This window comes from Microvirga tunisiensis, assembly GCF_009296175.1.
GTDB classification, from domain to species: Bacteria; Pseudomonadota; Alphaproteobacteria; order Rhizobiales; family Beijerinckiaceae; genus Microvirga; species Microvirga tunisiensis.
Genome location: NZ_VOSK01000310.1, coordinates 1 through 6,948 on the forward strand (window position 1 = coordinate 1; position 6,948 = coordinate 6,948).

General features: G+C 63.0%; 6 protein-coding genes. 3 read left to right on the forward strand and 3 right to left on the reverse strand.

The annotated features are described in order from the left end of the window. Positions 1 to 356: 356 nt before the first annotated feature. Together FS320_RS34890 and FS320_RS34895 are read left to right on the forward strand one after the other, a co-directional pair. Positions 357 to 746, forward strand: coding sequence for a hypothetical protein (locus tag FS320_RS34890; protein WP_152716963.1), 390 nt, complete (start codon positions 357 to 359; stop codon positions 744 to 746). A 508-nt stretch (positions 747 to 1,254) separates the two neighbouring features. Then, positions 1,255 to 2,001 (forward strand): ferritin-like domain-containing protein, encoded by a 747-nt coding sequence (locus FS320_RS34895; protein WP_244627585.1) that lies wholly within the window; start codon positions 1,255 to 1,257, stop codon positions 1,999 to 2,001. A 296-nt stretch (positions 2,002 to 2,297) separates the two neighbouring features. On the opposite strand, the gene FS320_RS34900 is transcribed toward FS320_RS34895, so the two are convergent. Both FS320_RS34900 and FS320_RS45470 read right to left on the reverse strand, forming a co-directional pair. Next, on the reverse strand, positions 2,298 to 2,873 hold the full coding sequence (locus FS320_RS34900) for a GNAT family N-acetyltransferase (protein WP_338105610.1): 576 nt from the start codon (positions 2,871 to 2,873) through the stop codon (positions 2,298 to 2,300). Between the two features lie 563 nt (positions 2,874 to 3,436). Further along, on the reverse strand, positions 3,437 to 4,099 hold the full coding sequence (locus FS320_RS45470) for a hypothetical protein (protein ID WP_153885367.1): 663 nt from the start codon (positions 4,097 to 4,099) through the stop codon (positions 3,437 to 3,439). A gap of 477 nt (positions 4,100 to 4,576) precedes the next feature. Between FS320_RS45470 and FS320_RS34915 the strand changes: the two genes are divergently transcribed. Further along, positions 4,577 to 5,914: a S8 family serine peptidase gene (locus tag FS320_RS34915; RefSeq protein WP_152716967.1), complete on the forward strand. Its 1,338-nt coding sequence runs from the start codon at positions 4,577 to 4,579 to the stop codon at positions 5,912 to 5,914. Between the two features lie 732 nt (positions 5,915 to 6,646). On the opposite strand, the gene FS320_RS34920 is transcribed toward FS320_RS34915, so the two are convergent. Then, positions 6,647 to 6,948, reverse strand: a 302-nt coding sequence (locus FS320_RS34920) for a CoA-transferase (protein ID WP_280178286.1), incomplete at its 5' end; no start/stop codon positions are given.

Sequence of the window (6,948 nt, forward strand, 5' to 3'; positions counted from 1 at the left end):
GCGGCGCACGCATCACCTGGATGTTCACGACCGAAAAGGCCCGGGCCAAAATGAGCCGCGCCTATCCTAAACTCGCCCCTCTCGAGCCACTCGCCAAAGGGTCATAATCACTGTGCCGAGGATCTAGCAGTCGACTGCTGAAATAAAGTCCTCATAGCGGAAGAGTTCCGGCCACGCGATTTCGCATAACACCCGGTATGGAACCAGCAAACAGGCTCCCTCGGCCAAGTTGATTGTGAGCGTGTCGGAACGGGCGTATTCTCAAGCCTGCAGTTGACCTGGCCACTCGCAGCCTCTTGGGGCTCCGACACAGCCCCGAGCCGCTCATGAGAGACTAGGCCCCGAGGGAGGGGCATATGTCTTCAAGAACTGCCCTTATTTGCGTCGTTCTCATCACCAACCTGCCGCTGCCCACTGAGGCCCATGACATCTACTCGCATCTGAGAAGCCCCCGCGGGGAGAGCTGCTGCGATGACAGGGACTGCCGCCCTGCGCCATATCGGGTCATCGCAGGCCACTGGCAGATGTTCGTGGATCGGCGATGGATCGACGTGCCGGACGATACCATTCAGTATCGGGCGCTCCCGGATGACCAGGGCGAGACAGGCGGCGGCCACTGGTGCGGATTTTCCATCACTCCGACCTCTGAAGAGGATCGGGAGCCAGTCTACACGACGCGCTGTGCGATCCTGCCGCCCCAAGCTGCTGAAGCCGACCTGGGACGGCTTGGCATGGCGGGGCAGTAATTCGCATAATGCCCTTGATGGAACCGGTTTCGAAGTGTTCGGAGCGTAGCGTAAGACTATGACTGACGCAGGAGACCGGCATGTCTCGCGTGAGCCATGCCAGTGATTGGCCCCGCCGCATCCTGTCTCCTGTTTGAAGCTGTTGGCTGCTCTGAAGCCTCGGGGAGACTTGCTACCAAGCAGGGTTGCATAAGGTCTGAGTTAGGTTAAGCACTGCCATGCAACTCAACGGTGACAAGGTCCGCTTACCCCGTCACTGCGGACGTAAGGTTAAGGTCAGCCTCGTGCCAATTCCTGACGTTCGCGCGACCCTAGCCGGGAATTTTTCTTGCCCTCGAGCATCTAATGCGATGGGGCGCACTCATCCCAGGAGGGTTCCATGGACGCGCTTTCGAAGCTATCGCGGCGGCAATCCCTACAGAGCTTAGTCCTCTTCGGCGCTGGAGCCGTCATCACAGGACTCCATCGGCCGACCGCGGCACACGCTCAGGCCACTTCACCATCCGCCATGAAGGACGAGGACATTTTCCAGTTCGCCCTCAACCTCGAGTACATGGAGGCCGAATACTACCTGCGGGCCACGACCGGGAAAGGCATCGACGCAGCGGACATCGGCGCGGACGCCGGTGGGGTCAACGGCGGCCGCAAGGTGTCCTTCCGGGACAAGGCGATCAGCGAGTTCGCGGACGAACTGGCAGAGAACGAACTCGCGCATGTTCGGTTCTATCGCAAGACCCTGGGCAGCCAGGCTGTCGCCAGACCAACCATCGACTTTGAAGGCGGCTTCAAAGCCGTCGCGACGGCGGCTGGCCTGCCGGAGTTCGACCCGTTTGCCAACGACATGAACTTCCTGCTCGGCGGCGTGCTGTTCGAGGATGTGGGAGTGACCGGCTATGCCGGTGCGGCGCCCCTGCTCCAGAACAAAGAGTTCGTTGAAGCGACCGCGGCCATTCTGGCCGTCGAGGCCTATCACATGGGCATGGCCCGCGCGCAGCTCGACCAGATGGGCGAGAAGGGCCAGAAGGCAGCCAATGCCGTATCGGCCGCTCGGGACAAGCTCGACGGTCCCGGGGACAAGGACCAGGGCGTCGAGCACAATGGCAAGGCCAACCTCGTCCCCGCGACGCCGGACGGCATGGTCTTCCGCCGCACGCCGCAGGAGGTGCTCCGCATCGTCTATCTGACCGACAAGGCGGGCGTGGACAGCGGCGGCTTCTACCCGAAGGGCATGAACGGCGCGCTCAAGAGCACATAGACGCTTGATCGATGCAGACGGCACGCGAGCGGGCCCCGTCGGCCCGTGGGGCTTCGGCAAGCCTTGATGGCAGGTCACGATGCCTGAGAGTTCACCTCGGTCGTCTGGGTCTCGGGGTTGAACGCGTAGCTGCCGGCGACGAGACGTCCCTTGTGAGGGTAGACATCGCCGGTCGGAAGGACGAGGCCGACCTCCCGTTGCCCGGCGACCTGCTCAACCCTGCGGCAATAGCCGCAAAGGCGTGATGCAGCATGGACAGAAACGAGGAGCGCGAACGCGCCGTCGAGACGCGGCTCTCAATCGGCGCGACGGAGCATGGGGGTGATCGGCGGCGAGCTCCCAACCTGGATGGTCCCCAGAACCTCGAAACCATGCCGCTGGTAGAGCGGGATGTTCTTTGGGTTCGAAGATTCCAAGTAGGCCGGCGTTCCGTCCTCGTCACAACGCCTGAGAGCATGCACCAACAGGGCTGAGCCGTACCCCTTTCCCTGCTGGGCCGGATCAACTCCGATCAATGGCAAGTACCAGTGCGGCTCATCGGGATGATACTGCCCCATCTGCTCGAACACGGCGAACAGGGTGTCCTGGTCCTGCTCTGGGACGGTGCGCTGAAAGTGGGCCATCAAAGCCTCTTCGTCAGGCTGCGCGCCTGGCGGCAGCCACAACGCAGCCGCCTGGGCATCGCCCATGAAATGGGCCGTGCCGCACTCAAAGGCCCTGCGTCCAAAGATCCGGACAAGATCAGGGAAGTGCTTCAGATAATTCTCGGGGGCCGGAAAGGTCCAGCGAGCGGCAGGGTCCACACTGAAGGCGAGAACGATCGCAGCGACGAGGCGAGACTGATCGCTGATGCCTGCCGTCTGAACGCCAATCTCCTTAGCAACATCCGCCAAGGTGGAGCTGCCGGGCACGCTTCTGTTCAAGATCGGTCTCTCCATCAAGGCCAGAGTTAAGGATCAACCGAGAAAGACCTTATCACGCATGAGACGAGGATCTGGTGTGTCTGAGCACATGCCCACTCCTGTGGAAGCAGTCGGTGCAGATAGGAGTCGACGATCAGCACACCCGAAGCGTCACTCGAGGCAGTGCGGCAAGCAACCCAAACAACTGCTCCGATGCCTCTGGGTACACCGCGCCTATTGCCAAGCTTAAGATCAGACACATTTCGTGATTGGTTTGCGTCCGTTCATCTCAGGTACGCTACTACACATGCGATTCAGTGCTTTGAGCGACCAACCCACCAGGATGGATTCCGCTGTGACGTCTCGACCGCGCTGCATGGGCCGAGTTCACGGCTGAGTTTCTGGCACGAGAGGGAAGCATGGCACACTGGTGGCGACATACCCTCATCGCGATAGCAGGCCTTGCGGCTGCCTTTCCCCTGCGCGTTCAACTCGATCTCGGCCACGGATCCAGCCTGCCCATCATGGACGGGTCAGCACTCGCCAAGGGTGAGGGTGGCGGCAATGGCGGGGGGAACGGAAACGGTGGTGGAAACGGGAATGGCGGCGGCAATGGTGGTGGCCGGGGCGGCGACGGCGGGAACGGCAACGGCGGCGGCAATGGAAATGGCGGAGGCAACGCAGGGGGCGGGAACGGTGGTGGCTCGGCCGGAGGTGGTGCAGGAAACGGCAACAGCGGGGGGAACGGGAATTCTGATGGCGGTGGACGCGGCGGGGGGAACGGTAACGCCGGCAGCAACGGAAACGGCGGTGGCAACGCCGGAGGCGGGAACGGCGGCAGCTCGGCTGGCAGCGGAGGAAACAGCAACGGCAACTCTGACGGCGGCGGACGTGGTGGCGGGGCTGGAGGTCCTGGCAACAGTGGCGAGAACGGAAACAGTGGTGGAAATGCCGGCGGCGGGGGCAAGGGCGGCGGAGGTGGAAACGCTGGCAATCAGGGGAATGCTGGCGGCAATGGAGGCGGGAACGGTGGCGGCAATGCGGGCAATGGAGGCAAGGGCAGCGGCAACGGGAACGGTGGTGGGAACAGCAATGGTGCGGCCGGCGGTGGCGCAGGAAATGGCAACGGCGGCGGCAAAGGCAACTCTAACGCCGGGGGTCTTGGAGGCGGCGTAGGTGGCGGGGCCGGCAATCATGGGAATGCTGGTGGGAACGGCAACGGTGGCGGGAAGAGCGGCGGTGCCGGGAACGGAAATGGCGGGAGCAAGGGGAATTCCAATGGGGGCGCCGGGAACGGAAGCAGCGGAGGCAAAGGTGGCGGCAATGCCGGCAATCAGGGAAATGCTGGTGGCAACGGGAACGGCAACAAGGGTGGGAATGGTAACGGCAACGGAAACGGCGGTGGTGTCGGGAACGGGAATGGCAAAGGCGGTAGCAAAGCCAACTCTAACGCCGGGGGACTAGGTGGCGGCGGAGCCAGTGCGGGCAAGGGCAACAACCATGCCGGAGGCAACGGCAGCAAGGCCAGTTCCGGCAAGGGGACGAGTGCGGCCGCGGGCCCAAGCAGCAGCAAAGGCCATTCGACAGCCAGCCCACCAAGTGCCGCAACCGCATCGAGCGGCAAAAGCCAACGGGCCAATGACAAGACCCAAGCCAGCACTGGCACGGCTTCGGTGAGCCGAAGCAAGGCTGCGGCATCCACCCCTCAACCGTCCAGCCGCACCAAGGCTGCTGCCCCGGTGCAGGCGGCGAAGGCTGCAACTTCGGTCACGGCTCAGCAGACGCGTGCGATGCCCATTATCGAGGAGATCGACCGCCGTCCCAAGCCCCGCCAATCATCGCGCTCCATCGTGGCGTCGGGCTTGTCTCGGGAGGACTTGGCCCGACTGATCGCCCAGGGCTTCCGGATCGAGACCCGGACGCAGGGCAACATCGTGCCCCAGGTGATCAGGCTCCAGGCCCCAAGCGGCGTCTCGGTTGCACAGGCCCGGCAGCGTGTCCGTCTGGTCGACGCGCAGGCCTCGGTCGACTTCGACCAGTTCTACTACCTTGATGAAAGCACCCCCGCCTGCACGGGTGCCGCATGCCAGTCCCCCTCGCTCGAGAACTGGGCCTCTCTCGTGAAGTGGTCGGGTTCAAACGCCTCGCAATGCGGGCCGGCACCCCTCATCGGGGTGATCGACACCGGCATCAATGTCGAGCATGACGCTCTGAAGGACCAGGCCATCGAGATCGTGGCTCAGCAAACCCGCCGTGCTATCGCCTCGCTGCCGGATCACGGCACGGCCGTTGCGGCTCTCCTCGTCGGCCAGCCGGGAAGTCAAACACCCGGGCTTCTGCCGGACGCTCGGCTCATTGCCGTGGACGCCTTCTACCGCGACGGCGGCACGGCGGACCGGACGGACGTGACATCCCTTGTGGAAGCCATTGAGGTCTTGGCCGAGCGGGGTGTACGGGTGATCAACATGAGCCTGTCCGGACCGGCGAACGAGGTCCTCCAGAAGGCCATTGCCGCCGCCCAGGCCAAGGGCATCGTGATCGTTGCGGCGGCGGGCAACAATGGAGTCGGTGCCGAACCGTCCTATCCGGCTGCCTATCCGGGGGTTGTTGCCGTCACGGCTGTTGATCACGAGCTGAATGTGTACCGGCGCGCCACCCAGGGCCCCTATGTCGACCTGTCCGCACCCGGGGTGAATGTCTGGACGGCCTCGGCCCAGGGCAGCGGCAGGCTGCGGACAGGCACGTCCTATGCAGTTCCTTTTGTCTCAGCCGCAGCAGGCATGCTGCTCGCGTCCAATCCGATGTTGGACGCCAAAGCCCTTCAAACCCGCCTCGAAGAGGACACGCGCGACCTTGGCAAGCCCGGGCGGGATCCCACGTTTGGGTTCGGTTTGATCCAGATGGCAAGCCTGTGCCCAGGGCCCGCGGAAGCTCCGTCGATTGCGACAGCTCCGGAGCAACCGTCTGCCGTACCTGCAAGGGGCAGACCGTGGACTTCCCTGGATCATTGAGAGGCACCGCAGCAGGCTAAGCGGGTTCGCGGCAAACTGTTAGAGGACACCGGACGGATTGTAGACGTAGAAATCCGTTGCTCTTCGAAGATGTCGGGTATTCCCTGCATGAGCAGGCATGCAGGCGGAACTCTGGGCAGATGCTCCGACAGCGAATGTTCTTCAGGATGTGAGGGTAGTGGACAACGGAAAGGTTGTCCTCTCCGCTGGCATTCCGCCGGGATCGACGCGGCACTCTACCTCGTCGCCGAGTTGCATGGGCTTGAACAGGCAATCGAGACAGCAACGTACATGGAGTATGATTGGCGGCATCATCCGAACGCAGCCAACTCGGCTATTCGCATTGCGAAGGCATCTTCGGAGAGGACAGCCGCACCCTCAATGGAAGCTCCCGGCCTGAATGTCACGCCTCAATAGGTTCAGGCGAAGGTCTGCACTGGGTCAGGAACCGATTCTGTGCGTTTTCGGAACGTCCGGTTCGATGAGGGTTGCTGCCTTTGAGCTTAGGTCTCAGGCGTGCCACGAGCTGCCCTTCCGATTTGCGCTCACAGCCATAGGCAGCCATGGACGGCGGCCAGCAGTCCGACAGGGTCTCAGCATGAAGAGCGCGTTGCGGGCGAGGTCATTCTCCCCGGATCCGGAGAGTCGATCGATGTAGTGCAAGCTCAAGCCAACAGGATCGACCCTGATAGCCCTGGAAGCTCTCAGGTACTACGGCGGAGCAGTTTTTACTCAGGCGGCGTTGGACTGACCGCCGTTCAGGGCAACCTTGAAGTCGGCCTGGGTCTTGGCCCTGATCTCGTCCACCGTGACGCCGTCGGCGAGCTCGATGAGCGTCATGCCGGAGCCGCCCTTCTTGTCGATGGAGAAGACACCAAGATCGGTGATGACGAGATCCACCACGCCGGTTCCTGTGAGCGGCAGATTGCACTCCTTCAGGAGCTTCGGGTCCTCCGAGCCATCCTTGGCTTTCGCCACATGCTCCATAACCACGACGACGCGCTTGACGCCCGCCACCAGGTCCATGGCGCCGC

Coding starts and splice junctions, on each gene's coding strand:
- FS320_RS45470 (WP_153885367.1), bottom strand. CDS start 4,099: ATGATTGCCGGCCCCGCCACCTACGCCGCCTCCAAGACCCCCGGCGTT.
- FS320_RS34895 (WP_244627585.1), top strand. CDS start 1,255: ATGAAGGACGAGGACATTTTCCAGTTCGCCCTCAACCTCGAGTACATG.
- FS320_RS34890 (WP_152716963.1), top strand. CDS start 357: ATGTCTTCAAGAACTGCCCTTATTTGCGTCGTTCTCATCACCAACCTG.